Origin of the sequence: Membranihabitans maritimus, assembly GCF_021729145.1 — a bacterium.
GTDB classification, from domain to species: Bacteria; Bacteroidota; Bacteroidia; order Chitinophagales; family Saprospiraceae; genus Membranihabitans; species Membranihabitans maritimus.
Genome location: NZ_JAJSLW010000009.1, coordinates 1 through 26,293 on the forward strand (window position 1 = coordinate 1; position 26,293 = coordinate 26,293).

The 26,293-nt window shown below is 36.9% G+C and carries 26 protein-coding genes; 19 read left to right on the forward strand and 7 right to left on the reverse strand.

Translation table 11 applies throughout. The features are described from left to right. Nucleotides 1–221 (reverse strand): hypothetical protein (locus tag LVD47_RS11865; protein WP_236976211.1); only part of this gene is annotated, 221 nt, incomplete at its 3' end. Here LVD47_RS11865 and LVD47_RS11870 point away from each other — a divergent pair. From LVD47_RS11870 to LVD47_RS11885, 4 genes are all read left to right on the forward strand, one after another. Continuing rightward, nucleotides 113–514, forward strand: coding sequence for a BamA/TamA family outer membrane protein (locus LVD47_RS11870; RefSeq protein WP_236976949.1), 402 nt, complete (start codon nucleotides 113–115; stop codon nucleotides 512–514). The genes LVD47_RS11865 and LVD47_RS11870 overlap by 109 nt on opposite strands. Before the next feature lie 17 nt (nucleotides 515–531). After that, nucleotides 532–1,239 (forward strand): TIGR04283 family arsenosugar biosynthesis glycosyltransferase, encoded by a 708-nt coding sequence (locus LVD47_RS11875; RefSeq protein WP_236976213.1) that lies wholly within the window; start codon nucleotides 532–534, stop codon nucleotides 1,237–1,239. A 448-nt stretch (nucleotides 1,240–1,687) separates the two neighbouring features. Next, entirely contained in the window at nucleotides 1,688–2,152 is a 465-nt protein-coding gene (locus LVD47_RS11880; RefSeq protein WP_236976215.1) for a hypothetical protein, read from the forward strand. 225 nt (nucleotides 2,153–2,377) lie between these two features. After that, nucleotides 2,378–2,962 (forward strand): bifunctional nuclease family protein, encoded by a 585-nt coding sequence (locus LVD47_RS11885; RefSeq protein WP_236976217.1) that lies wholly within the window; start codon nucleotides 2,378–2,380, stop codon nucleotides 2,960–2,962. A 42-nt stretch (nucleotides 2,963–3,004) separates the two neighbouring features. Here the strand turns inward: LVD47_RS11885 and LVD47_RS11890 are convergent, their stop codons facing one another. Next, nucleotides 3,005–3,961 carry a glycoside hydrolase family 43 protein gene (locus LVD47_RS11890; protein WP_236976219.1) on the reverse strand — a complete coding sequence of 319 codons (957 nt, stop codon included), beginning with the start codon at nucleotides 3,959–3,961 and terminating at the stop codon, nucleotides 3,005–3,007. Nucleotides 3,962–4,074: 113 nt separating this feature from the next. Here LVD47_RS11890 and LVD47_RS11895 point away from each other — a divergent pair, with 113 nt between their 5' ends. Further along, nucleotides 4,075–5,184: an AI-2E family transporter gene (locus LVD47_RS11895; protein ID WP_236976221.1), complete on the forward strand. Its 1,110-nt coding sequence runs from the start codon at nucleotides 4,075–4,077 to the stop codon at nucleotides 5,182–5,184. Between the two features lie 231 nt (nucleotides 5,185–5,415). Here the strand turns inward: LVD47_RS11895 and LVD47_RS11900 are convergent, their stop codons facing one another. The 3 genes from LVD47_RS11900 to LVD47_RS11910 all read right to left on the reverse strand — a co-directional run bounded on the left by LVD47_RS11900 (nucleotide 5,416) and on the right by LVD47_RS11910 (nucleotide 8,780). Continuing rightward, complete coding sequence (locus LVD47_RS11900; protein WP_236976223.1) at nucleotides 5,416–7,266, reverse strand: ABC transporter ATP-binding protein; 1,851 nt, start codon at nucleotides 7,264–7,266, stop codon at nucleotides 5,416–5,418. A 51-nt stretch (nucleotides 7,267–7,317) separates the two neighbouring features. After that, nucleotides 7,318–8,172, reverse strand: coding sequence for a helix-turn-helix domain-containing protein (locus tag LVD47_RS11905; RefSeq protein WP_236976224.1), 855 nt, complete (start codon nucleotides 8,170–8,172; stop codon nucleotides 7,318–7,320). Nucleotides 8,173–8,339: 167 nt separating this feature from the next. Next, nucleotides 8,340–8,780, reverse strand: coding sequence for a hypothetical protein (locus LVD47_RS11910; protein WP_236976226.1), 441 nt, complete (start codon nucleotides 8,778–8,780; stop codon nucleotides 8,340–8,342). A 325-nt stretch (nucleotides 8,781–9,105) separates the two neighbouring features. Between LVD47_RS11910 and LVD47_RS11915 the strand changes: the two genes are divergently transcribed. The 6 genes from LVD47_RS11915 (at nucleotide 9,106) to LVD47_RS11940 (ending at nucleotide 15,573) form a co-directional block, all read left to right on the forward strand. Next, nucleotides 9,106–9,756, forward strand: a complete 651-nt coding sequence (locus LVD47_RS11915) for a hypothetical protein (RefSeq protein ID WP_236976228.1) — start codon at nucleotides 9,106–9,108, stop codon at nucleotides 9,754–9,756. Then, entirely contained in the window at nucleotides 9,743–10,078 is a 336-nt protein-coding gene (locus tag LVD47_RS11920) for a hypothetical protein (RefSeq protein WP_236976229.1), read from the forward strand. Before LVD47_RS11915 ends, LVD47_RS11920 begins: the two co-directional genes overlap by 14 nt. Nucleotides 10,079–10,295: 217 nt before the next feature. Continuing rightward, a complete protein-coding gene (locus LVD47_RS11925) occupies nucleotides 10,296–10,529 on the forward strand; it encodes a hypothetical protein (RefSeq protein ID WP_236976230.1) in 234 nt (77 codons plus the stop codon). Between the two features lie 400 nt (nucleotides 10,530–10,929). Then, nucleotides 10,930–14,487, forward strand: a complete 3,558-nt coding sequence (gene dnaE / locus LVD47_RS11930) for a DNA polymerase III subunit alpha (RefSeq protein WP_236976232.1) — start codon at nucleotides 10,930–10,932, stop codon at nucleotides 14,485–14,487. Further along, nucleotides 14,471–14,956, forward strand: coding sequence for a TlpA family protein disulfide reductase (locus LVD47_RS11935; protein WP_236976234.1), 486 nt, complete (start codon nucleotides 14,471–14,473; stop codon nucleotides 14,954–14,956). The genes dnaE and LVD47_RS11935 overlap by 17 nt, the downstream gene beginning before the upstream one ends. Next, the gene (locus tag LVD47_RS11940) at nucleotides 14,953–15,573 is read left to right on the forward strand and encodes a thioredoxin family protein (protein WP_236976235.1); all 621 of its coding nucleotides are present in this window, start codon (nucleotides 14,953–14,955) and stop codon (nucleotides 15,571–15,573) included. Before LVD47_RS11935 ends, LVD47_RS11940 begins: the two co-directional genes overlap by 4 nt. Nucleotides 15,574–15,583: 10 nt before the next feature. Here the strand turns inward: LVD47_RS11940 and LVD47_RS11945 are convergent, their stop codons facing one another. Further along, complete coding sequence (locus tag LVD47_RS11945; RefSeq protein ID WP_236976236.1) at nucleotides 15,584–16,327, reverse strand: copper homeostasis protein CutC; 744 nt, start codon at nucleotides 16,325–16,327, stop codon at nucleotides 15,584–15,586. Between the two features lie 52 nt (nucleotides 16,328–16,379). On the opposite strand from LVD47_RS11945, the gene LVD47_RS11950 reads away from it, so the two are divergent. The 8 genes from LVD47_RS11950 to LVD47_RS11985 all read left to right on the forward strand — a co-directional run bounded on the left by LVD47_RS11950 (nucleotide 16,380) and on the right by LVD47_RS11985 (nucleotide 22,935). Next, a complete protein-coding gene (locus LVD47_RS11950; protein WP_236976237.1) occupies nucleotides 16,380–16,865 on the forward strand; it encodes a hypothetical protein in 486 nt (161 codons plus the stop codon). Between the two features lie 151 nt (nucleotides 16,866–17,016). Beyond that, nucleotides 17,017–17,868 (forward strand): fumarylacetoacetate hydrolase family protein, encoded by an 852-nt coding sequence (locus tag LVD47_RS11955; RefSeq protein ID WP_236976238.1) that lies wholly within the window; start codon nucleotides 17,017–17,019, stop codon nucleotides 17,866–17,868. A 7-nt stretch (nucleotides 17,869–17,875) separates the two neighbouring features. Then, a complete protein-coding gene (locus LVD47_RS11960; protein ID WP_236976240.1) occupies nucleotides 17,876–18,232 on the forward strand; it encodes an L-rhamnose mutarotase in 357 nt (118 codons plus the stop codon). Then, on the forward strand, nucleotides 18,219–19,061 hold the full coding sequence (locus tag LVD47_RS11965; RefSeq protein ID WP_236976242.1) for an amidohydrolase family protein: 843 nt from the start codon (nucleotides 18,219–18,221) through the stop codon (nucleotides 19,059–19,061). Before LVD47_RS11960 ends, LVD47_RS11965 begins: the two co-directional genes overlap by 14 nt. Before the next feature lie 2 nt (nucleotides 19,062–19,063). Continuing rightward, on the forward strand, nucleotides 19,064–19,849 hold the full coding sequence (locus LVD47_RS11970; RefSeq protein ID WP_236976244.1) for an SDR family oxidoreductase: 786 nt from the start codon (nucleotides 19,064–19,066) through the stop codon (nucleotides 19,847–19,849). Nucleotides 19,850–19,903: 54 nt separating this feature from the next. Beyond that, entirely contained in the window at nucleotides 19,904–21,538 is a 1,635-nt protein-coding gene (locus tag LVD47_RS11975) for a UxaA family hydrolase (protein WP_236976246.1), read from the forward strand. 140 nt (nucleotides 21,539–21,678) lie between these two features. Next, nucleotides 21,679–22,455: an SDR family NAD(P)-dependent oxidoreductase gene (locus LVD47_RS11980; RefSeq protein ID WP_236976247.1), complete on the forward strand. Its 777-nt coding sequence runs from the start codon at nucleotides 21,679–21,681 to the stop codon at nucleotides 22,453–22,455. 225 nt (nucleotides 22,456–22,680) lie between these two features. Then, nucleotides 22,681–22,935: a DUF2061 domain-containing protein gene (locus LVD47_RS11985; RefSeq protein WP_236976249.1), complete on the forward strand. Its 255-nt coding sequence runs from the start codon at nucleotides 22,681–22,683 to the stop codon at nucleotides 22,933–22,935. A gap of 190 nt (nucleotides 22,936–23,125) precedes the next feature. Here LVD47_RS11985 and LVD47_RS11990 read toward each other — a convergent pair whose 3' ends face one another. Beyond that, nucleotides 23,126–26,152, reverse strand: coding sequence for a M1 family metallopeptidase (locus LVD47_RS11990; RefSeq protein WP_236976250.1), 3,027 nt, complete (start codon nucleotides 26,150–26,152; stop codon nucleotides 23,126–23,128). Nucleotides 26,153–26,293: the final 141 nt, after the last annotated feature.

Consider the following 26,293-nt stretch of genomic DNA (forward strand, 5'->3'; position numbering starts at 1 on the left):
GCATCGGGTGGTCGCCAAAGAATTTTTTGTCCAAATTGAATAACTCCCTCACTAAATCCTTTCAGTAGAAATTGCTGATAAAATTGTTGGTTCTGATTATAATTTTGTAGCAATTGATTCAGATTTACGTACTTTTTCGACTCTAAATAATCAATGGATAATTGCCAGCCAGTTTGTGATGAATTATCGGATAGGGGAAGTGCCTTTTTATCATTTATCATTATTGGGTGGCAATAAAATTATGAGGGGGTTTTATGAAGGGAGATATAGAGGTAATAATCTGTGGGCTATACAATGTGAACTAAGAATACCCATTTTTAAGCGGTTTTTTATGGCTCCATTTATTTCAACGGGTGATGTTTTTAGTTTTGAAGATTATGATCTGGTTTTGAAATGGGCTGGGGGAGCAGGGATAAGGTATATTTTGAACCGCGAAAAGAGAGTTAATATTAGATTTGATATCGCGCATGGTGAAGAGTTCCAATTTTATTTGACCGTGTTGGAAGCATTTTAATGGAATAAAGTAATAAAGTGGAAAGTAGATATAATACGTTGGTGAGCATTATTATACCTGTCCTAAATGAGGAGGAAGGGATTGCTGACCAATTAAAATATCTCATGGCCCATGGAAAAGAGGCTGAGATTATTTTGGTAGATGGCGGTAGTGATGATTCTACCGTCGCAATTGCCCAGGATTTCCCGGTAAAAATTTACAGTTCGGGGAAAGGAAGGGCCGCTCAAATGAATTTAGGTGCTCAAAAGGCTTCAAGAGATATTTTGTATTTCCTTCATGCAGATGCGAAACCTCCGGAGACTTTTATCGAAGATATTTACAGTTCTCTCTTGCAGGGATTTGACGCCGGTTGTTTCAAAATGGATTTTCAGGATGGTCCAGTCTTAATGAAGTTAAATGGATTTCTCTCAAAATTCAATATGGGATGGACAGGTGGGGGAGATCAAAGCCTTTTTTTATTTAAAAGTGTGTTTGAAGAAATTGGAGGTTTCGATGAGAACTTTACAATTATGGAAGATTTTGATATTGTAGATAGGTTAAAAAATTATGGTAAGTTCCAGGTGATAAATAACGATATTAAAGTCAGTACCCGTAAATACAATCAAAATTCCTATTTGAAAGTGCAATGTGCCAATATTTTAGTATATAATATGTACCGTCTTGGCTATAGTCAAGAACAATTGACCAATACATATCAACGGATGCTAAATGATATCCGCCATTAATGGGAACCTAAATTTATTTTATTCACGATACTGGAAACACGGGACACAATAATTATTTTCTGTAAATATCAGCAGCTACCATTTTTCAATATACCTCCATATCCATTAGAGATGTACTTGCCAACTCATTTGACAATGGTAATTTTGTTTTCATAAAGATCCTATTATTATTTAATCAAGGTGGCTATTTTTTGCTGAACTTCATTCGTCTTCGTGTAATAATACCATTTTTGGCTATGACTTCAAGCCGGTCATAGGTATCGTTTTTCCTATAACTACATTCAAGTGTATGTTTTAATATTGATTTTAAATTTTGTCATTGATTTATATGTTGGTTTTTTTGATTGAAAATAAACACAATTATGTATTTTAATGTTAAATAATTTAAATTTATAAAATTAAAATACTATTTTATGAAAGTCTGATTGTTTAATTTAAAATCTGTGTTATGGAAGAGCATATTATTCGTCCCAGAATTTTTCATAGATGGGTTCGCAGAGTGATACTATTCTTAATTTTTGCTTCATTTATTGTGGGGCTGGTAGAATTGAGATCTATTTTGCTCTCGGGTTTCCGATCCCCATTTGAGCTTGGAGATTACCGGTTTGTCTTTTCCTTTTTATTTACTCTTTCAATGATTTTGGTCTATTACGATCAAGAGCGTAAGTCTCAGTTTTATATAAGATGGGATAGAGAAAATGTCTTTTATAAATTGGACTCTGGGCCTGAAGATAAAGTAGATTTAAGCCGGGTTAATAGTGTAAATGCTAATTATTCAAAAGTGTTTTTCTATATGAAAGACGGAACCACGAAAATGGTTAATTTTCATTCATTAAATCCTCGTTTTAAAGATGTACAGGAAGTGATTTCAATTAACGAAACGTTGGGTTTTCGAAGACTATTGGATATATAATGCGTTTGAAAGTATATTCCGGTGTAGTGTAACCACGTTTTATGTTAATTAGATTTATTACTCTTAGTTTAATTAAAAATAAGGTATTTTCTTCCAACAAATTCCATGATCTTTTGTATTGCTAATAGAATTAGTTTTAGGATACTTTTGAAAGGAATTTGATAATATACTAATGCGAAAAGTATTTTTCTTATTTTTGGCGTTAATATTATATATTTAGGTAATATGAAGAAAATAGAACTGGATATAATCGCCTTGTCTCATTCGGTTACACAATCAAATAACTATGCAGTGGTTCTTGGGGAACAAGAGGGGATGAGAAGGTTGCCGATTGTAATAGGAGGTTTTGAAGCGCAGGCTATTGCCGTTGCTATGGAGCGAATGACTCCCACACGTCCTTTAACTCACGACCTGTTTAAGAATACACTTAATACCTTCAAGGTTAATCTTAAAGAAATTATTATAAATGACTTGTTAGACGGAGTATTTTACGCAAAACTAATTTGTGAGCAAAATGGAGAAGTTATAGAAATTGATTCGCGAACTTCAGATGCTTTGGCACTTGCTGTTCGATTTAACTGTCCCGTTTTTACATATGAGTTTATTTTGGAGAATGCTGGAGTGATTCTTGAGGGCGATGAAGCTAAAAAAGAAAAGGTATCGCACAGTCAACAATCTCGTAAAAAGGGGTTGGAATCCTATTCTATGGATACTTTGAACAAAATGCTGGATGAAGCCATTGAAAAAGAAGACTATGAAAAAGCGGCGAAAATCAGAGACGAAATATCAAGAAGATCCAAGGAATCGTAAGGTTTAAATCCTTAATCGAAAGTAAATTAATCTAGAAAAGGGTTATTTCCGGTAGTGTCTTTTTAAATTATTTAAAATAGAATTGGGAACTTTGAGAGCGGTGCCGTGTCGCAATCCTTTGGGAAAGGAAATCTGGTCGGAAATATTTTCCCAGTCTTGCCAATTGGTTGTTTTAAGAGCTCCCATTTTATGGCGCGTATATTCATCATAGTACAAGATCCATTCATTTGAATGGATTAATTTGATAATCGTTGGGCCCTCTACCCAGTTCACCGAAAAAGGTTGACTTGCATTAGAATATCCTTTATGGAGATATAGACTTTTCGTAAGCCGAAGGTTTTTCATGGGGGTTGGTCTCTTGGTTTCGTCTTTCACAATCATATAGAATTCTCCTCCTACTTTTTTTATCACTCCGTCAATTACATTAAAACCGTCATCAAATAAGAGTTTTACAGGAGAAAAGTCTTCAAAGTCTTTTGTGGTAGTGTAGTACATTCTGTGATTGTAATTTTTGTCTCCGGTATGGTCAGTTTGAGGGAATTTTCCCGGAATGGTGGTTGACCAATAAATCATATATTCTCCAGATATTTCATCATAAAATAATTCCGGAGCCCAACAGTTCAAAGCTTCTTCTTCGTGTTTCATGACGGGTAAAAATCGCTGGTCGGACCAATTAATCAAGTCTTTGGATTTGGCATATCCTATCCCTTTTTCTCCCCAACTTACTGTCCAGACCATATGAAAATAGCCATCTCTACCGATTATTAAGCAGGGATCTCTCATTAGCTTATCTTTCCCCACCACGGGTGTCAAAATAGATTCATTGTCATTGATAGGGAGCCAGTGTAATGCATCTTTACTATAAGCCAGGTGCAAACCATCTTCCCCATTGTTGATAAAATATGAAAAAATATACGCAGAGTCACCCTGAGAAAATGAAGAATGTGACACAATTAATGAAGTTATAAGAAATAAAGGTAATGCCCTGAAATATATCATCTTAATAAGATTCCTTTTGTGAATGAGAAATTACACTTGAAATTTTTTAAAAATATAAGGATTTAGTGGGAATATTATACCTTTAAACATTTAAAACTTGAAGTATTTAATATATGGCGAGCAAAACTGCTTCCAAATTATTTATTGCAGTAGTTACAATAGGAGTTATGTATATACTCCAGGGGGTTCTTGTGCCATTGCTTTTTGCAATCCTAACTTCAATAGTCCTTTATCCCTTGACAGCCAGATTGGAAAAGTTGAAAATCCCGAGGGCTTTGGCATCTATTATTTCCGTTGTATTCTCTATTGTGGTTTTGGCCGGATTAATTTGGTTTATCGTCAACCAGGTAATCGTAATTGGAAAAGTCGATTATCAATTTCAGGAAAAATATACCCAAGCGATTAATGCGTTGGAGAAGTTTTTTTTAAATCAATTTGGTCTTGAGCCTACGGATATGTGGGATTGGTTGAAAAAGGAGTCGCAGAATATGATCTCCAGTGCCACCTCATATCTCACGAGTTTCTTCGGCTCAGCGGGGTCTACTTTAGCGAATTTTGTGTTGATGCCCCTGTATATATACTTTATCTTATATTTCCGTGATTTCTTCGTTGAATTTTTTTATCGGGCTTTTGATCATATAGAATCTGATAAAGTTCACAGGGTATTGGTAAGGATCTATTATGTTATTCAAAGCTATATTGTAGGACTCGTAACAGTAATGGCCATCGTCGCGGTACTCAATACCCTTGGGCTATTGATTTTGGGTATAGAATATGCATGGTTTTTTGGGATTCTTGCCGCCTTGTTGTTATTGATCCCTTATATTGGGATCGCTATAGGCTCCATTTTACCCGCTTTATTTGCCCTTGCTACTATGGACAACGGTTGGTACGCATTGGGAGTGATCATTTGGTTTCAGATTGTACAATTTTTTGAAGGAAATTTTATTACGCCCAATATAGTCGGGGGAAAAGTGAGTATCAACCCTATGGCAGCAATTATTTCCCTCTTATTAGGGGGGATGCTTTTCGGTTTAATGGGACTAATCTTAGCTTTACCACTGGTGGCGGTGATAAAGGTCGTATTTGATGCCAGTGAGGATTGGCAGGCTATTGGGTTCGTCTTAGGAGAACCTTCTGATCATCATTTATCCAAAGTGAGAAAAAGTAAAAGAAGACGGAAATGGACGATCCCAGGGATCTATAGAAACCGGGAAAAATAAAACTATTAAGGCTCTAATCACTTATTATTTCTGAGACTGTAAGATTCAGTTATGGATTTTGATTCCATTCCATTGATATAAAAGTGGTATTCTATTTCATTATTCTATAAGAAATTATCAATTGGTAAATATTCCCTTTTGTCAAGTTTGAATGCAAGACATCAGCGCTATGTATAGTTGTATTTTAGCTGAAAACATGTCAACTTTTTAAAGGAATCTTTTGCAGGTAGATTATTGATAGCCTCTTGCTTGCAGGGAATATAATTCTGCATACATGCCATTGCGAATCATAAGTTCTTCGTGCGATCCATCCTCTATTAATTTACCGTCATTTAAAAAGAGAATTCGATCTGCCATCCGGACAGTAGAAAATCTATGTGAGATTATTACAGCGGATTTGCCATCCATAAGTTCAGTAAATCGTTCAAAGACCTTGTGTTCCGCTCTGGCGTCCAAAGCTGAAGTGGGTTCGTCAAGTATTATAATTTTGGCATCTCTCATATAGGCCCGTGCTAATGCGATTTTCTGCCATTGTCCTCCTGAAAGGTCAATCCCATCTTCGAATCGCCTGCCGAGTATTTGATCCAATCCCCCGGGTAACGAAGAAATAACTTCTGACGCCAAACTTTTTTCAGCAGCATTTTCTATCCGAGTATCCCATTCAACGGTATCACCATTTTTGCTATCCATAATTTCTACATTACCGATAGAAATATTTTCTCTGGCCGTAAAGTGTAGGCGTATATAATCCTGAAATATAATACCAATATTGCGTCGTAAATCAGATAGGTCTATATCTTTTAGATTTATGTCATCAATAAAGATATTTCCTTCGCTGGGATCATATAGTCGGGCCAATAATTTGACCAGCGTTGTTTTCCCGGCGCCGTTTTCCCCTACCAGTGCAATTTTTTCGTTGGGAGCGAGAGTAAAAGATAAGTCTTTAATGGCATATTTATCCGTATTTGGGTATCGAAAGCTGACATTTTCAAATCGAAATCCTTTCACTATGGGTGCAGGAAAAGGTTGCTTATTTTCTTTATCAACTATATTGGGTTGTATTGCAAAAAAATCAAATAGGTCTGACAGGTAAAGGGAATGGGAAGATATCTGGGAAAATCTGAGCATAATACCTTGAAGACCTGATTGCATTTTTTTAAATGATCCCGATAAGAAAGTCAAGGTACCTAGTGTGATCGTGCCACTGACCGTCTGGAGAATGATCACGATATAGGCTCCATAATAGGCTATAGTCCCGATTGAAGAGAGAATACCGGCCCAGGTAGATTTTTTTATTGCTAATTTCCGGTTCACTTCGTAATATTTATGAGCCAAAATCCTGAATTGCCGGGCCAGGTGATTGGCCAGGTTGAAAATTTTAACTTCCTTGGCTGATTCATTCGAAGCACCCAGATATCTCAAATAGTCCAACTCTCGTCGTTCCTGGGTCCAGGAACGAGTTATAGAATATGTACGCATATTAAAATGCAATTCTCCGATAAAAGATGGTATCACAGCGATTATAAGCAGTAGAATTAGCCACGGACTAAAAAGTACCAGTCCTACTCCCAATGAAATTAGAGAAATAATTTCCTGTAATTGTGTTAGCACCAGGGATAGTAGTATGGTACGGCTGGTTGTTTGCTGCCGTGCCCGTTCCATTTTATCGTAAAAGTCGGCATTTTCGAACTGGTATAGATCCAGGGATGCTGCATGGTGGATGATATCTTCAGAAACCTTGTTGCTGAATAAGTCTCCCAATAAACCATCTATCAGACTGATTCCCTGACGGAGAAGAATTTGCAGGACCGCCAGGCCTCCTTCTATGAATAGCAATCGCCATAGATAGGTTTTGTCAGAATCAGGTTGGTCGATCAACCATACAATGGTGTCAATAATTTCTTTCCCGACTAATAGGATGGCTAATGGTAATACAGATGCTATTACTCTAAGGATAATATTCGCAACCGTAAGTTGCTTATTCGTATTCCAAATTAGACGAATAAATTTGGGGAGATTTCCCAGCGCTTTCCATTGATCTGAAAAGGATAATTTTGTTTTTTCGATTCGGTGAACACTCATGTAAGATATATAGACGATAGAAAGAAAAAATGGTTTAAGAAGGGGGTAATTTTATTTATGATTGATATCCATGGCTTCTTTCCTTGACTTTATGTTGAGTTTGGTGTAAATATTACTTACATGAGATTTAACCGTGCTAATACCTATGTTACATTCCTCCGAAATCTCTTTATTTGATTTTCCGGACTGCAAAAGTTTGAATATTTTTCGCTCCTGTATACTGAGATCATGAATAGGATGTTTGCGTTTGATTGTTGGAAAAATATATAAAGTCGTCAATATTCCAATTCCGAAAAATAGTAAGGCGATCCATACATAATGTAGGCTATGAGCAGGGTTTCGTAAATCTATTTGTTTCCTAAATATATCAAAATACAGTGATTTTTCATTTTCCCATTTTTGTAAATATTGCTCATAGAACTCTCTGTGAGCAGTATAATTGGCTTCAAAACTACTTTGGTATATGGCGTATAGAGAAACCAGCGGGTTTTCAGAGGTATCCGCTATGGTTCGGAGTTTTTCATTGACGGCTTTGGAAATTAAATCTCTTTTCAACGGGGTGCCGGTGATTTCCCTGTTTTCCTCAAGTTCGGTAATTTTATTAATCATGAGTAGTTTGTCATTGTCTGGTGAATTGGTGATTTCCAGGCTATCAAACAAGGTCGCAGTTCTACCTAAGGATTTAATATTGAATTGGGAATGACGGTGAGCCATAATAAATAGATGATTTTCATCTTGGCCACCTATAATTAAAGAAGCAGGAGGACTACCCACTTTGGAAAGGTGTATCCTGTAAAGCCCGTCTTTTTTTGGCAGGAATGTTGTTTTTATTGAAAAGTAGCCCTGACTGTCAATCCTTACTTTGTCAATGATCATATTGCTTGACATAGTGTACATATCATTCATACTGGGTATTTGACTCAAAAAGACAAATTTTTGCCAGCTGGAGTCCACGTCAAGTTGTCCTGTTATTTGACATTGAATATTTGTGGTGAGAAAAATTGGAATAAGGAGAACTGATACACCTCTGATATATATCCACATACTTATAAATATATAATATCTTTTATAAATTATTCATTTGATGTTGTTGATATATTGACATGTCCTTTACTTTTTTCTGTTTTTATTGTTACTTTCCAATCACCTGGTATAGGGTTCTCGAAAACTTTTACAATTCTCCCTTCAACCGTTTCCTTTGGTTTACTAAAGCGACTTTTTTCAGGGTCTGTTTTATCATCTACTTGGGTCCCTACAGAATAATTTCCAATTTTCTTTTTTCGGGGGTCATATAATTCAATAGAAATATCTCCCTGCCAAATTGAGCTGGAAACAGTAATTCCTAATTGTTTGAGACCTGGTGCAATTGGAATTGAAATTTCGAAAGTATTTGATTCTCCTGTTAATTGAATTTCCCTGTTAAGATTGAAAGATGAATGTTGGGCGGTAATAGATAGTGTAGAAAGGAACATCAAAATCGATACCTGTAAAATGGATAAAATTTTTGTTTTCATGACCATAAGCTTTTTTCGTTTGAATTATGTAATCCAAAGTTATTTTGACTTTCATTGTTTTGCAAAAAACAAACGGATGAAAAAGGGACTATAAAAGTGCTAAAAATGGATACGAGTTAGTTTTTTATTAATTTACAAGGTGTTTTTAGAATAATCGGTCAGAATATATCTATTGCTTTTATAGTGTCTTCAAAGATGGGTATGTTTTAATTAGGATGGGTGTTTTGCTTTTTTACGATTTTGTTATAAAATATTCTTTAGTAATAATTTATTTAGCAAAAATAATTTTATTATAGAGGAATTGTTATAATGTAAATACTGTAATGTGAAAAACTCAACTTTGCCAAAGAAGAGCATGCCTTTTATTCTATTTCTTTTTTTGACCGTATTCGTAAGCTGTGAAAAAAGAGAAATTACTGCTGATCCAAATTGGCAAGCGGAATTATATGAAATTAGTGAAGCAGACTTGCAAAATTTCAACGACAAAATTGCTCTTGAGGTGGGAAAAGCTATTGGGATTTTCATGGATGAAATGACTAGAGATGGGATGCAAGAATATCTTAACAGGGTAAAGGAATTAGAGAGTATTCCTCCAGACGATCTATCCAATGTAACCGTAAGCGAAATCGAATCGATATTTAATGCTGAGGAAGGTACAATCGATAGGTATATTAGCACCCTACAGATACACCAAATTTATATTGCTAATCCGGAAAACAGAATAAATGTAGCAATAGGAATGTATAAATATGCTGAAGCCAGTGCGAATGAAATAACCAGGGGTGTTTTTAGAGTTGCGGCAACTTTATTTAGTGCAAAAGAATGTGGTTTTTGGCAACATGCTGCACGAATTGCTGATACGGCTCTCCTTACTGCAACAGCATCAACCGGGATAGGCGCTGTAGGAGCTGCAGGATCATTGGTTGAAACCTATCATTATGCAATAAAATGTTGTAAAGAAAATGGAGCTTGTTGATTTAGTTTTAGATTGGAAGGATTTTATTATGGATATTGCATGGCCTATTGCCATTATTATTTATTTTTTTATAGAGTATTATCGCTATAAAACAGGAGAGCGAAAATCCATCTTTATAACAAGAAAATGGGCTATTATCTTAATTATGACTTTTATTTTATTTTCTCCGATTGTGATAATGATGAAAGATTTTTCCAGAGAGATTTTAATAGTTGTTTTATTAGGAGGATTTTCTGTTATGGTTTTGTTTTATTTGATCTACCATCTTCCGGGAATGTTGAAGTATTTTTTCCTGAAGCGCAAAGAGAGATCCACAGAATAACTTTTTAGAAGATTTTTTTGTAAAAAGAAATGACAATTCTGGCAGCATGCCGCAAGAATAGCTGATACAGTCGTATTAACTGTTGCTACAGCAACTGTACCGGTAGTTGGAGTTGTTTCGACTGTAGGTGCAGCGAGTTCATATGTAGAGACCGTAGATTATGCTGTTAAGTATTGTCCTGACTGTTAACCAATTCACTTCTTTAAATTAAATACATATGGAATTGAGTGATGTTATTCGAGAGATTACTTTTCCTATTGGAATGATTTTACTATTGATTACCCAGTTTTATCAGTATAAAACAGGTAAAAAAGCTTCTGGCAAACAACAGCGTAATATTTTAATGGTCCTTTTGATGGTCTTCGTTATAATAACCCTTAATATAATACTAATTTTAGATGATAGGATTAAAGAGATCATATATGGAAAAATAGATACACCCTTCTTTTAATGTTTCGATGCTTTTTCTTTAATAAATGACTGAATGTTTGATTTCAATCTATCAGCAATCCTTTGTAAATGTAAAAGCAAGTTTGTTCTAAGATATTTATTTTACAGAAGAACTTTTTTTAATGAAAATCTAAATTTTTAGACTTCATTTTTTACACATTGTCCTAAACTACAAGTAGATCTTTTTTGACAAAAGATATTATCTAATAATTAGTTTATTTATTGACCTATGTCAAATTGTACATTTGTAATTTTAGAGTGAGTGTTATCAAGATTATCCTCTTACAAAAGTGGATGGGGTGCAACGAATTTTGATATCAGGTGTTGATAAGTGAATGCATTAGTTTACCGTTTTCATATATAATATTTCATATATTTGAATTCTAAAACATATCGAGATTATGCCGGATTTTATGCACTTACATTGCCATACTCAATTTTCACTGTTAGATGGTGCTTCCAAGATCGACCTGATGATGGATAAAGCCCTACAGGATGGACAAAAAGGGGTGGCACTTACCGATCACGGTAATATGTTTGGCGCATTTAAGTTTGTATCTGAAGCAGAGAAAAGGGGAATTAAGCCCATTATCGGATGTGAATTTTACCTGGTTGATGACAGGCATAGGAAATCTTTTTCCAGAAAGAAAGGGGAGAAGGACAAAAGATTTCACCAATTGTTATTGGCTAAAAATGCCCAGGGATACCGCAACTTGTCGATGCTTTGTAGTTTGGGGTTTATGGAAGGTCTGTACAATGACTTTCCGCGGATTGACAGGGAATTATTGGTTAAGTATCACGAAGGTGTAATTGCTACGAGCTGTTGTATCGGTGCAGAAATACCCCAAACGATTTTATCCGGGGATTTGGAAAAAGCGGAAGAATTGCTGAAGTGGTGGTTGGATCTATTTGGAGAGGACTATTATATCGAGTTGCAGCGGCACAGGGGATTAGAAAATATCGATGGGATCGGAATGAGCCAGGAGGATGTGAACCAGGAATTAATACGGTTGGCAAGGAAGTACAATGTGAAAATAATTTCTACCAATGATTCACATTATGTTGAGGAGGAGGACTGGAAAGCGCACGATATACTTTTGTGTATTAATACAGGGAATAAAGCGGAGGAAGAAAGCAGGTTTAAGTTTCCGAGCTCAGATTTCTTTTTCAAGACAAAAGGAGAAATGGAGAAGCTTTTCGGCGATATACCGGAATCTATGGATAACACCCTTGAGATTTACGATAAAGTTGAACCGCTCAAACTGGCGAGAGATATTTTATTGCCGGCGTTTCCAGTGCCTTCTCAATTTTCGAACCAGGAAGACTACCTGCGGCATTTAACTTATGAGGGGGCGAAAATCCGGTATAAAGAGTTGAATGAAATTGTTCGTGAGCGCCTGGATTTTGAATTAAGTGTAATTAATGGAAGTGGTTATGCCGGTTATTTCCTTATTGTCCAGGATTTTACTTCGACAGCACGAAATTTGGGTGTGTCCGTTGGACCGGGACGTGGATCTGCTGCAGGGTCTGCTGTAGCGTATTGCCTGGGAATTACCAATGTGGATCCCGTTAAGTATGATCTTCTTTTTGAGAGATTCTTAAACCCTGAGCGTATTTCCATGCCCGATATCGATATTGATTTTGATGATGAGGGGAGAAATAAAGTTATTGATTATGTGGTGGATAAGTACGGCCGTAATCAAGTGGCTCAGATTATTACCTATGGTTCGATGGCCGCGAAGATGTCAATACGGGATGTAGGCAGGGTTCTAGACGTACCGCTACATGAAGTCAACATTATTTCGAAGTCCTATCCATCCCATCCGAAAGCTAGTCTTGAAAGGGTATTGAAAGAGGGGAAAATTGATGGTAAAATAAGTGGCGATTTATCACCGGATGATCTGGAAAAGGCTAAAAAGATCAGGGAGTTAGCGGCAGAAGACAGTGTGATAGGTGAAATGCTTCGAACAGCAAAAAATCTGGAGGGTTCGGTGCGTAATACTGGAATTCACGCCTGTGGGGTAATCATTACACCTTCTGATATCCGTGAATTTGTACCGGTTTCAGTAGCCAAAGACTCGGATTTGCTAGTGACACAATTTGACAACTCTGTAGTAGAGAATGCAGGGCTGCTGAAGATGGATTTTTTGGGATTGAAGACCCTTACGATTATAAAAGATGCCATTCGGTTAGTTGAAAAGAACAGGGGAGTAAAAATCGATCCTGATGAAATCCCGTTGGACGATGAATTGACATATGAAAAGATATTCCAAAAAGGGAGAACGGTTGGTGTGTTTCAATATGAGTCCCCGGGGATGCAGAAAAATCTTAAGTTGTTGGAGCCCAATAAATTTGGGGACTTAATTGCCATGAACGCCTTGTACCGACCGGGCCCTATGCAATATATCCCTAACTTTGTGGAGCGTAAGCACGGACGGGAGGAAATTGCCTATGATTTGCCGGAAATGGAAGAATACCTGGCAGAGACGTATGGAATTACGGTATATCAGGAGCAGGTGATGTTGTTGTCTCAAAAATTGGCCGGTTTTACCAAGGGACAGGCAGATATGTTGAGAAAGGGCATGGGGAAAAAGAAAAAAAAGATAATCGACGAATTGTTACCCAAATTCCTGGAAGGCGGAATAGCCAATGGACACCCCAAGAAAGTGCTGGAAAAGATATGGAAAGACTGGGAAGCTTTTGCTTCGTATGCTTTTAATAAATCTCATTCGACATGTTATGCCATTGTCGCTTTCCAGACGGCTTACCTGAAAGCGCATTACCCCGCTGAGTTTATGGCAGCTGTATTGATGCATAACTATTCCGATATTACGAAACTCGAATTTTTCCTTAAAGAGTGTCGTGCCATGGGAATAAAAGTATTGGGGCCTGATGTCAATGAAAGTGCACTAAACTTTGATGTGGATGAGAATGGGAATATCCGAATTGGGTTATTTGGTCTTAAAGGCGTGGGAGAATCTGCTGCAAGATCTTTGGTAGACGAACGGCAAGCGAATGGAAAATTTCAAAATATTGAAGATTTTATCAAGCGGATAAATTTGAGAACTGTTAATAAAAAAAGTATCGAAAATTTGGTTTACGGTGGAGCATTGGATACATTTTCGGAAATTGACCGTTCTCAGTATTTTGAGTCTTCAGATAAATATGAAACATTTATTGAACATCTTGTTCGCTATGGGAATATGTTTCGAGATGCAAAAAATTCAATGGAAAACTCCCTTTTTGGATTTGAATCAACCGTAACACTTCAAGCGCCAGAACCTCCTAATGCCGAGCCCTGGCAATTAATGTATAAGCTAGATAAAGAGAAGGAAATTGTAGGCATATATGCCAGTGGGCATCCATTGGATCAGGTGAGCCAGTTGTTGAAGGAGCTCACGGATTGTGACCTGAAAATGATGGAGGAATATATGTCTGCGGGTAGAAGGTTTAAAATAGGAGGCCTGGTAACAGCTTCTCGATCAGGTATTAGTAAAAGAGGATTGGATTATTGTGTATTTACAATTCAGGACTTTAGTGGAAGTTATGAATTTTTTGTTGGTGGAAAAACCTTCCTCAATAATAAAGGTCTGTTTGAAACCGGGAACTTTTTACATCTGACTGTATCTTTTAAGACTACGCGTTCGGGCGAACTAAGGCATTCAATTGAAACGGTGGACTTGTTGCGGGAAGTGGCTAGTAATTCGATTAAAGGTGTTCAATTATTCGTTCCTATTGATGAGGTAAATGAAGTGTATGTCCATGAAATTCAAAGTTTAATTGATACTTACACTGGACAACAAAAAGTTAAATTAACCGTTTTCGATAAAGAAAGGAAAGATGTAACCATTGGATTTCAACCTCGTGAAAATGGCGTGCTTGTTGACAATGAGTTTTTACAGGAATTGGGTCATAAAGGGCATACGTATAAAGTTATTTTACATGGCAATGGTAGGTAGATTACTCATTTTTATCATTATTCCATTCTTAGGACAGGGGCAACAACCAGATTCTTTTAAAGGGCAAGTTAGTTTCGATGAATTATCCGCCCAGCTGGAGCAAATGTCTCACGACACTATTTTAATTAACTATTGGGCAACATGGTGTAAACCCTGTGTGGAAGAGTTACCCGTTATTGAACAGTTCGCTAACAGGCATCCGGAGGTAAAAGTTCTATTAGTAAGTCTTGATTTTGATACGCAAATGAAAAGTAAGCTTTTTCCGTATATTATCAAGGAAGGTATAAAACACGATATCTATCTTTTGGTAGATCCAGATGTGAATGAATGGATTCCCAAGGTCAATGAAAATTGGTCGGGAGCTATCCCTGCCACAGAAGTTCATACACCCGGGGAACGATTTTTCCATGAAGGAGTGTTTACTACTTCAGAAGAGATCAGTAATTTTTCAAAAAATGGTAAACTATGAAAACATTAATTGTAAGTATTTTAGGTGTGTTAGGATTGGGGATTGCGGGAATCAGTGGTTTTTTTAGTCCTTTGGACCAGGATGTTGAACCCTATAAATTGGGGGAAGTTGTTAGTGATTTTACTTTGAGCACATTTGATGGTAAGTCAATTTCGCTCAGTGATTATAGTGGATCTAAAGGATATATTATTGTTTTTACCTGCAATACATGTCCGTATGCAAAACTATATGAAGACCGAATCATGACCCTTGCAAATAAATATTCAGATGCAGGATTCCCATTGCTGGCTATTAATTCCAATGACCCGGCTCTTAAACCAGGGGATAGTGAAGATGAAATGGCTAAACGGTCGAATGAGAAAAAATATACATTCCCTTATTTAGTGGATACAGAAGGTGTTCATGCTCAATTTGGAGCTACTAAAACTCCCCAGGTATATGTTTTGGACGGGGATAAAAAATTACAATATATTGGTGCTATAGACGATAATCCCCAGAGTGAGGATGGTGTCGAAATTAGGTATGTTGAAGATGCCATTTCTGCCATACAAAGTGGATCTTCCCCCGGAACAAAAGAAACCAGGGCCATTGGATGTACTATCAAACCGAGAACATAGTATTCTAGGACTATTTGCGGTTGTTAATTCTATCCATTATTCGAAGGATTTTCTCGTAGTTGCTACGAAGGTAATTATACTCATGAATATCGTCCTTATTGATAAGTTCTAATGCTTTGTTTCTATATTCTACAGGGCTTTTGATTTCACTTTTACCAGACATATGGAATTCCTTGGCCCCTGTATAGGTTTCGATATCCAAAATATTGTTTTCATTGACTCCGCCACCCGGCATAATAATAATATCATCACCAGCCAGTTCGATGAGCTTATTAATTTTTTTAATTCCTTCAGGTGCTGAATTTTGACCACCTGAAGTCAATACCCTGGGAATACCGAGTGTGATCAAATCTTCCAGGCATTTTTCCTGATTCATACATTGGTCAAAAGCTCTGTGAAAAGTTATATCCATTCCTTTGGCCTGTTCCATTGCCTTTAGGGTTTTGTCCAAATCAACTTTTCCATCAATAGTTAGAAAACCAATTACTACTCCATTTATTCCAATTTGTTTACAAAACCGTATACTTTCTAAAATTTCTTTAAATTCAAGTTCGGAGTAGATAAAATCTCCACCACGTGGTCGGATTAATGCATTAACAGGAATATTAAGGTTATCTTTGACACAGATAAGTTGCCCAGGTGTGGGTGTTGTGCCTCCCAATTCCAGGTTTGCACAGAGTTCTATTCGGTCAACACCCGCTTTATCGGCGATTAGTGCCGATTCAAAAGAATTTGCAGCTATTTCAATTTTCATAGTAGAGTCGCAAAAATTTTTAATCTTTGCCAAACTAAATAATTAATATCGTATGAGGTACACAATCGGGAGTTTTAATATAATAATTTTTGTTTTTTTGATTTCCTGTACATCGGATAATGAGAAATCGTATAAATATAAAGATTTGATCTCTTATGGTATTCCTGTGGAAATTAAAGCTCCGGATAGTGTTGAAGTATCTTCTACTGATCTGGGCATTCAAAAGGATGTCAGTTTGCAAGGAGATGATGGATATAATATCCAATTATTTTATTCGGATGCCTTCAGAAATCAAAAGGCAGCAGTCGAAGATTACAGGGAAGTGATTAGAATAAATCCGTATTTCAAAGAATTTGTACAAGACGATGAAAATGGATTTATTTATTCTTTCCAATTGGATTCTACAACAGTAAACTACGGTTTTCGATATGTACAGGTCAAAGCCGGGAAGGAGATAATTATTCAACCTGGAATGCTGGGAGTGTATTCATTGGATGAAGCCAGGAAATTATACGGCATAGCATCCCAAATAAAGTAATTTTTATAAATTGATGGCTTTTCATGGTAAAGAGAAAATTATTTAATTAATTTGGACGATGCTTGACAATCATCTAATGAAAAACCATATTTCTTAGATGTTTATCCAGTGAATTGATTGAATTTTATAACTAATTATATTTTTACACGTCATGAAATTAATCCGTTTTGGAGAACCCGGCCAGGAAAAACCGGGTGTATTGGTAGATAACAAGAGATACGACATAAGTTCTGTAATAAAGGACTTTGATTTTGATTTTTTCCGCTCTGGAAAATTAGATTCCCTAGCCAATATATTGGCAGAACAAGACCTTCCTGAAATTCCTGAAAATGTGCGTTGGGCTGCTCCTGTATTCAGGCCGGGGAAGTTGATCTGTATTGGACTCAATTACGCTGACCATGCCTCTGAATCAGGTATGGAACTTCCCAAGGAACCTGTTGTTTTTTTCAAAGCCAGTAGTTCAGTTTGTGGCCCATTTGATAATGTTGTAATTCCCAAAACTAGTACTAAAACGGATTGGGAAGTCGAATTAGCCGTCGTCATTGGAAAAGAAGCTTCCTACATTGATGAGAAAGATGCAGAAGATTATATTGCAGGATATGTTTTGCACAATGATGTAAGTGAGCGTGCTTTTCAATTAGAAAGAGGTGGCCAATGGGTAAAAGGGAAGAGTTGTGATACTTTTGCACCTTTAGGACCTTGGATCTCTACAAAGGATGAATTACCTGACTTGTCGGACGTAAAGTTATGGCTTTCCGTGAACGGTCATAAGTACCAGGATGGTAGCACTAAAGACCTGGTATTTAAAGTCCCTTATATCATACATTACCTTAGTCAGTTTATGACCCTGGAGCCAGGTGATATTATTTCTACAGGAACACCGGCCGGAGTGGGATTGGGACTTGATCCTGCTGTTTTTCTTAAAGACGGTGACGTAATGGAATTGGGAATAGAAGGATTGGGAACCAGTAAGCAAAAAGTAATTAATTACTCAGGTAAATAGTGAAGCAGTGAAAAGGTATTGTCTGGCACTTGACTTAGTAGATGATCCCAAGTTAATTGCTGAATATGAAGAATATCATCAGGATGTGTGGCCTGAAATTCTTGAAAGTATCCATGACAGTGGAATTGAAAGTATGGAGATTTTTAGGTTCGGGAACAGACTTTTTATGATTATTTGGGCAGATAATGATTTTACTTTCGAAAAGAAAGGTGAAATGGATTCTAATAATCCCAAAGTGATAGAGTGGGAAGAATTGATGTGGAAATATCAGCAACAAATACCCGGAAGTATGAAAGGAGAGAAATGGGTGTTGATGGATCGTATTTTTCTTACAAACAGAACAGGGGGGGATGAAAATAATTGATTCGCACCAACATTTTTGGAAGTACGATCCTGTGAGTTATGCCTGGATCGATGATACGATGAAAGTGATTCAAAAAGATTTTTTGCCTTCAGACTTAAAGCCCATTCTAGAAAAAAATCGTGTTGATGGTACTATTGCCGTTCAAGCCGATCAAAGTTTGAATGAAACACGATTCCTATTAGACCTAGCCAAAAAAAACAATTTAGTCAAAGGAGTCGTAGGGTGGATTGACTTAAAAGGTGATAATCTTGAAAACGAGCTTAACGAGTTTAGAGATGAAGAACTTTTAGTTGGATTCAGACATATTGTCCAGGGAGAATCGGATCCTTTGTTTATGCTCGATCAGCGTTTTCGAAAAGGGTTGGAAATTATTTTCGAAAGGGGGTATTCATACGATATTTTAATCTATCCCCATCAATTAATTTCTGCCCTTGAACTAATAAAACTGTATCCGGAGCAATCATTTGTAATTGACCATATTGCCAAACCGTATATAAAACTGGGATATATTGATGGTTGGGCTGCTTTAATTAATGAGATTGCCCAATATGAACAGGTTTATTGCAAACTTTCGGGTATGATAACAGAAGCGGATTGGAAAGATTGGTCTGCTGAAGACATCAAACCGTATTTAGATATAGTATGTGAATCTTTTAAAAGCGATCGGTTAATGTTTGGTTCTGATTGGCCAGTGGCATTGGTTGCAGGAACGTATAGTCAAGTATTGGAAAGTTTAATGGAATATATGGAAAATTGGGATCTGGAAGACCAAAAAAATATACTTAGTCGGTCTGCTGAAGAATTCTATTTAAAAAATATTAATGAATAAAAATGGATTTAGGATTACAGAATAAAGTAGTTATCGTCACAGGGGGGTCCAAAGGAATAGGGGGAGCTATTTCTGCTATTTTAGCAGAAGAAGGGGCCCAGGTAATAATTGCCGGCAGGAATAAGGCCGATGGTCAAAAGAAAGTGGAAGAGATTGTTTCTAAAGGAGGAAAAGCCGATCATTTTCAAATTGAATTAACGGATATTGAGAAATGTGGTGAATTGGTAGAATATGTTGCTGGTAAATTTGGGAGGATTGATGGCATTGTCAATAACGCCGGGGTAAATGATGGTGTTTCATTGGAAGATGGAAGCCCGGAAGAATTTGTAGCATCATTCAATAAAAATGTTACTCATTTTTATTCGATTGTACAGAAGGCACTACCTTACTTAAAGGAAACCAAAGGAAATATTGTAAATATTGGGTCCAAGGTGGCCGAAACCGGACAAGGGCGTACGTCGGGATATGCCGCATCAAAAGGAGCGGTGAATGGTTTGACGCGTGAATGGGCAGTGGAATTGTTGCCCTATAGTATCCGGGTGAACTGTGTAATACCTGCAGAAGTATGGACACCATTGTATGAAAAATGGATAAATTCCTTGCCCAATTCAAATGAGAAATTGAAGTCCATTGTTGGTAAAATTCCTTTTGAGAACAGATTTACAACTTCGGAGGAGATCGGAAATATGGTAGCCTTTGTTTTATCCAACAAAACTTCAGGACATACTACAGGCCAGATTTTATATGTTGATGGAGGATATACCCATCTTGACAGGGCAATTCAGTGATTATTTATGCATTTTCATTAAATTCTGGTAATACATTGCAAGGTAATATTCCATATGAAAGAATCATATAATAATAAAGTACTAAAAATCAATTCAGGCGATAATGTGTTGGTAGCATTGGAAGACCTTAAGGCAGGTACCGAAATTATCTACGAAAGCCACAGGGTTCGATTAATTGAAGATATTCCTGCTAAACACAAATTTCCTGTGGCGGACCTAAATGTGGGAGATGAAATTATCATGTATGGCGTTTTGGTCGGAATTGCCGATATAAATTTAATGGCAGGAGCCTTACTTACGGAAAACAATATCCATCATGCATCCAATGAAAATTATAAGAGGAATATAGATGAAGTTTATTGGGAGAAACCTTCCGGTATTGAAGAATTTAAATCCCTAACTTTTGATGGATATCAAAGAAATGACGGGAGTGTGGGAACCCGGAATTATTGGCTGTTTTTCCCCATGGTTTTTTGTGAGAATCGCAATTTAGAAGTTATTAAAGAGGCCTTGTTAACAGAGCTAGGTTATAAGAAGGAAAATAAATACAGAGCACTCGTTCGAAGCCTCATTTCTGGCGAAAGTAGTAATGGTCAACTAATTGAAAACGATCAATCTCCATTTTTTGAAAATGTGGATGGTATTAAGTTTTTACTTCATCAGGGAGGATGTGGAGGTACTCATGATGATGTAGTCGTACTGGCAAAGTTGTTAGCTGGATATGCAGATCATCCCAATGTTGCTGGTGTTACGGTATTGAGTTTGGGTTGTCAGCATTTACAAGTACAATTATTTAAGGAGGTGCTGGAGGAACGAAATCCATCATTTGATAAGCCATTGTTAATTTTCGAGCAACAAAAATATCAGGGCTTAGACAGGATGTTATACGATGTAATTGAGCAAACGATGGATGGTCTTCGACAGGCAAATAAAATAAAGAGAAAAGCGTCATCTTTATCGCATCTGTGTTTGGGGATGGAGTGCGGAGGTAGTGATGGTTTTTCCGGAATTTCGGCGAATCCAGTAGTAGGCAGGGTGGCAGATTATCTATCCGGTCTCGATGGTAAGGTAATGTTGTCGGAATTTCCCGAATTGTTTGGTGCCGAACAAGATTTAGTCAACAGAATGGTCAATGACAGGTTGGCTGAAAAATTTACTTTTTTAATGAAGTCATATAATGCTTCAGCAAACGAAGTGGGTAGTGGGTTTGATATGAATCCTTCACCGGGAAATATTAGGGATGGATTGATTACTGATGCCATTAAATCTCTTGGTGCTGCACAGAAAGGGGGAAGGTCTCCAGTTAACGATGTATTGGACTATACGGAGAAAGTAAAAGAAAATGGACTGAGTTTGCTTTGTACACCTGGAAATGATGTAGAATCTACTACAGGATTGGCGGGAAGTGGAGCCAATATGATTTTATTTACCACTGGATTGGGAACACCAACAGGAAATCCCATTTCTCCAACTATGAAAATTTCTTCTAATACACAATTGGCAGAGAAAATGCCTGATATAATCGATTTTGATACTGGAGGTATTATAAGAGGTGAGGAAAGTTTGGATGAGGTTGCCGAGCGTTTATTTACAAAGATAATAGAAGTGGCAAGTGGTCGGGAAAAAACTAAGGCTGAATTATTAGGTCAAGACGATTTTATACCATGGAGAAGAGGTGTCAGTCTGTAGCATATGGAGAACTATGAATCCCCTTTAATGGAATAAAACCAGTGAAGTATCATTACCGAATTGAGTTCGTTAAATTATAGTAATTCGAAACTGTATGTACTTCAGTCACTTAAAACTTTAATTACTCAAAACTCTATATTATGGGAAAATACGATAATAAAAATGTAGTGATTACCGGAGGTGCCAGTGGAATTGGTTGGGCGATTTCGGAGGAATTTGCGAAAGAAGGAGCTAAAGTTTATATGTTGGAAGTGAAAACGGAAGAAGGTAATAGAAAAATAGAAAGTAAAGGGTTTACTCAGGAAGAGATTACTTGTTTGGAGTGTGATGTTTCCAATCAAACCACAGTTCGGTCTTGTATGGAAGAGATCGTTAACAAAAGTGGCAGAATTCATATTCTTATAAATAATGCTGGTATTGCTCACGTAGGAGATGCCCTTTCTACCACAGAAGAAGATATTGATCGGATATATAATGTCAATATTAAAGGTGTCTATAATTGCATCCATACTGTATTGCCAAATATGATAGAAGCTGGCGGTGGCGTAATTTTGAATATGGCTTCCATTGCCGCTACGGTAGGTATAAGTGATAGATTTGCGTATAGTATGAGCAAAGGGGCTGTATTGACAATGACGTATTCTGTTGCTAAGGATTATATAGACAAAGGTATTCGATGTAATTCTATATCACCTGCGCGTGTTCATACCCCATTTGTCGATGGTTTCATTGCTAAAAATTATCCCGGAAAGGAAGAAGAAATGTTTGAAGCATTATCAAGAACGCAACCCATTGGAAGGATGGCCGATCCGGTAGAAATTGCTCGGTTGGCTATTTATTTGTGTAGTGATGATGCCGGTTTTATTACAGGCACTGATTATCCAATAGATGGTGGTTTTATTAAACTAAACAGCTAGTGTGCTGCAAGAAATATGTACATCTGGATGTATGCGGGACCAGATGCTGGTTTAGACACTGTTCAGCGGGGCTTATCAATCATAAATTTCCAGTAATAACTTAGGGAATGATTGTGATCCGATCATAAATAGATGTGTCATCAATGAATGAGGTATAATTCGTGGTACCAGGTGCAATTTTTCTACTTTTTCCCGGTTATTATAGATATCTTTAAACAAAATTTTATGGCTGAACAATCTCTCCCCAAAAAAGCCAAAGAGTCCCATGTTCGATCCTTTATTAAAGGTGTGACCTGGAGGGTATTGGGTACGTTGGATACAATGATAATTTCCTACTTTATCACTGGGAACTGGAAGTTTGCTCTTTCAATAGGAGGGATAGAGGTGTTTTCCAAGTTAATTCTATACTATTTACACGAAAGAGCTTGGCAAATGTTGCCCAGGGGATCTGTTCGAACCTGGTTTAAGAAAGATGCATAATTGAAAATAGCCTATGAATTGCTATTTATATAAAAAGTCTTTTCTGATATAGACTACTTGAGTTTGAGTACGATGCTTTGCTAGAAATCATCCTCACGGTTCTAATGTGACTATGTCTTTGCATCATCTTTGCAAAATTAAATCAAGGTTATACTGCCTCCTTTTTCAAATTGAAGAAGAACTACAATTGTTACTGGAAAATACCTAGTTTCTCCAATTTAGTATCTCTTGCTTTTTGGGAAAGACCGAAATCTTCTAAATCCATTTTGAAGGTAATACGCTTCCAAATATTTCCTCTTTCTTTGTGAATATTTCCTATTTCACCAGAATAGACTAAAGGTAAATAGATAGAAACAGGCCAATTGGATTTTCCAAACATAATACCTCCACTAAATAATAGTTTCATGCCTTCACCTGTGGGAGTTGCATCGTCATATACACCTATATCAAAATAGGGTTTCAAGGGAATCTTCTTGGGCATAAAAGGTATATCTAGACTCAGGTTGGCTGCAGCCAGAAATGAATTGCTATTACCCACTACCTGTGCATAAGAAGAACCTAAAAAATCTTTAAATCCTCCGTCGTTTTGGCGTATTTGCTGTGAAAGAATGTTTTGAGATCTTTCGGATCGGTCCAGGAAGTATCCATCGAATGCGTAGTCGTTGTAGCCCTGACTGGACATAGCAAAGGTTCCTTGAACGTATTCGTTGGCAACAGAACCAATATCCCTGGCACTATTAACGGGAAAAGCACCAATGAAAAAACGGGCATTGATCTTTTTCCCCGGGGCATAAGCATAATCAGTTATTAATTCTACGGTGGTCTTTAAATAGTTTTCATTTTCTCCATCATTAAAGCCTTCGTAGGATTGATATTCTGCCAGTAAGTTAAGTTCAACATTGTTGACAGGTGAATATTTTTGTATGGTAAATTCTGCGCGGGGAATAACCCTGTAAATATTTTCTTTATTGGAAAAACTACCCGTTTCCGAGTCAAACCTGGGTAACTCCTGGCTGACTATGGGGGCAGAAAACGTAAGGGTTTTATACCACGGATTAAAGCTGTCATTGGCCTGGAATGACCATTTTAGGTGAGGATTGATTCTTATATAGTTTAAATTATAATCCAATTCTTCATTCCGCAAATATGTGTATCTTTTGGCAGACCAACCTGCATTGAAATAACGTAATTTTTTATTGTTACTAGGTTTGTAATATTCCATTCCCGCCAGTCCTACAACTTCTGCACTTTTAATGCCAAACCCCGGATTAATGTAAAATTCAAAATTGTTTCCCGGAACTGTAATATTGTGCAAACCCGCTCCAAATATCATTCCGGAGGGGTAATTGTAATTGAGGATTGGATACCACCAAACTTTGTCAATCCCGGGATTATTTAAACCGAGTACAGGGTTGAGAAATTTTTGCTTTCTTTCAGGTACGAAGGCATATTGATTATTTTCGGGGCTTTGATCTATAGCTATTTCGGCATCTATTTCAAAATAATCGTAGTCGTCAATAGGAACGGTAACAGTGGTTTCAGTATTAAATTTTTCTACAGAAATGCTCTTCACGATTTCAGGTCCATCGTAAATATTTAATACTGCAGGTGCTTTTATTTCACCTGTATTTTTTAGGGTTACACTGTAATTATCCCCTCTGGTTTGGACGTCTTTAATGCCTACATCATATGATTTGACGGATGATATCATATCTTCAAAAAACCAACTATAATCTTTTCCTTCTTTTTCAAAAATACGGCGAAGGTCTTGGATCTTTGGGTGGCCGAATTGATGGATTTGGTAAAACTCTTGCATGTTTTGCTTAAATATATCGGTGCCGGTTACCTCCTCCAGTTTTTTGAATAGGGATGGAGGGATCATATAGCCATTGAAGTAGTATTGCATCATGGTCATATCATGTGTATGGCTATTGAGGGGAACTATTTCACCCCTTTCGTAACTTCCCAGATACAATAGCTGGTCAAAGTTCAAATCTGTTCGGGCTGCCATAATTTGAAAGTCTTGCTTCCTTTCTCCATAAAACTTTTTCATATATTTATTCTCATAAAAACTATTGATTCCTTCGTCCAGGTACGGTGAAGTTCTTTCGTTAAATCCCAGTATCCCCTGGAACCAATTGTGCCCTATTTCATGCGTAATGGTTCGATCTAGTGTTTCAGGGTCTTTCATCGGAGCTACCAACGTGATCATAGGGTACTCCATACCACCGCCAGTATTTAATGGACCAATAACTACGCTGACCTGAGGATAAGGATAGGGAGCTACCTCTTCTGAATAGAACCTGACACCTCTTGCCATCATTTCAACAGGAGATAAATTATTATTTACCTGGCCTTCTACTTGCGGAACTAATGTATCTGCGACTTTTATATTGTTTAGTGGATACCCTTTGGGAGCGTAATAATGTAAATCCACTTTGTGTCCGTTATCCAGTGTTATTGATCCCCTTTTTTCGATCATATTAGGGCCGTAAAACCATGCGAAATCCAAAACCTTTTCTGCTTTATAATTCCTAATAATTCTCCCCGATTCCAGTGTGTCAGTCCCGGTCAAAACTCCTGTTGCACCTATAACAGTGCTGTCAGGTGTATCTATGGTTACGTCGTAGTTACCAAACTCTGAGTAATATTCCCCCATTTCCAGATAAGGGAATGTGTGCCATCCGTCAGTATCATATACAGCTACTTTCGGAAACCATTGAGTTAATGCGAAAAAATCCTTGGCCCACCCTCCACGGGAATAGATATAAGGGATCTTTTCTTCAAAAGAAATATGAATTGAGCGGGTTTGTCCAGGCAGCAATGGCTCGTTTAATTTTAATTCAACGTATTCTTCATTGTTTTTGTAATATGTCCAGTTCAGTTCTTTACTGCCATTGGAAAATTCAATTTTCTTATATCCGCCCATTTCATTTTCATCAGCCCAATAAAATTTGCTATCATTTCCCGCCAAGTTCTGTCTGGAAAAAAAACTGGACTTGGAATTGTAGGCATTCATCCACAGATGAAAATACAATTCATCCAGACTGGAATTAGAATTATTAGTATACTGTAAAATTACATCTCCTGACAGAATTTTATTAGCAGTGTCCAGGGAAACTGAAATTGTATAGTCTGCTCGCTGTTGAAAATCCTGAGCATATGAAAAAATGGCAACATTGCAAATTAGAATGAAAGAAAATAGTATCCTTTTCATATTATATTTTTGGTCTTAGAACTCAAGGTGAAGTACTTTTCTTCAAACCTTATTTTATAATCTTTTATGCCATCTAAGTAACTTCAAATAGAAGTCGGTTAAATGAAAGCCTATCTATTATACGGAAATATTAGCAGTTTA